The sequence below is a fragment of the Synechococcus sp. R6-10 genome (genome assembly GCF_047461815.1).
Taxonomy (GTDB): Bacteria; Cyanobacteriota; Cyanobacteriia; order Thermostichales; family Thermostichaceae; genus Thermostichus.
In genome coordinates, this window is record NZ_JANSHW010000006.1 from 1 (window position 1) to 1,176 (window position 1,176).

Annotated in this window: 1 protein-coding gene; it reads left to right on the forward strand. The window is 56.8% G+C overall.

The window, feature by feature from the left end; genetic code table 11:
- Positions 1 to 305: 305 nt before the first annotated feature.
- The coding region (locus tag NW837_RS00190) for a LysR substrate-binding domain-containing protein (RefSeq protein ID WP_414328699.1) at positions 306 to 1,176 on the forward strand (871 nt) is incomplete at its 3' end.

Below are 1,176 nucleotides of genomic sequence, written 5' to 3' on the forward strand. Positions count from 1 at the left end.
GAAACAAACAGAATGCTATCGCTGCATAGTTGAACAGTGATGTTCAGCAGTGTTCAGCGTAAATGTATCAGGTAGGTATTGTGGGCATAGCTGCTCCGAATGGCAGAGAAACAGCCCGAAGATTCTGAGCTCTCCTCTCCACTCTTGGCTGGTCACCCCCCAGAGCCGAGCTGCCGGGAAAGGGTTGAGCTGCTCTCTTGGGATTTCTCGCTTGTTTATGATGATCTCGTGTGGGTTTCCAAACGCGGGCTGCCCAGCTTTTCAGGGAAACGTAAGGGATCCCACTGTGGGGTTTGGAGTTCCCTATGGCGGATGAGTTGCCGTTTACTCTAGATCAGCTCCTCATCGTGCGGGCAATTGCCCAGCAGGGTAGTTTTCGCCGTGCTGCCGATAGCCTGTTTGTCTCCCAGCCTGCCGTCAGCTTGCAAGTACAGAACCTGGAGCGACAGTTGGGGGTGGTGCTGTTCGACCGCAGTGGGCGCAAGGTGGAGCTGACGGATGCCGGGAAAGTGCTGCTGCAGTACAGCGAGCGCATCCTCAAGCTGTGCCGTGAAACCATCGAGGCGCTGGCGGATTTGCAAGAAATGGAGCGGGGGCATCTGGTTTTGGGGGCCAGCCAAACGGTGGGCACCTATGTCATGCCTTCTTTGATCGCCCAATATCACCGCCGCTATCCACAAATTTCCGTACAGCTCTTGGTGCAATCCACGCGGCGAATTGCCCAGAAATTGGTGGACGGCCAGTTGGACGTGGCCATTGTTGGCGGGGAGATCCCCTTTGAGCTGCAGCGGCACTTGAAGGTGATGGCTCTGGCGGAAGATGAATATGTGTTGGTCGGTGCTCCCGGGTGTGCCATCGACTCTCCGGCTCTTGTGGATCTGCTGGCTTTGCCCTTCATCACCTTGGATCCCCAGTCTTCCACTCGGCAAACCATCGATCGGGTGCTGAACCGCCACGGCATTAACCCGGCCCAATTGAACGTGCGGCTGGAACTCAGCTCGATTGAAGCGATCAAAAATGCTGTCCAGGCGGGTTTGGGGGTGGCCTTTTTGTCTACGGTGGCAGTGGGATCCGATGTGGAACAGGGGCGGTTCCGGAAGCTGGCGGTGGAAGGGCTACAGATACGGCGTACCCTCTGGCTGGCTTTTAACCCGGAGCGCTATCAATCGCAGGCAG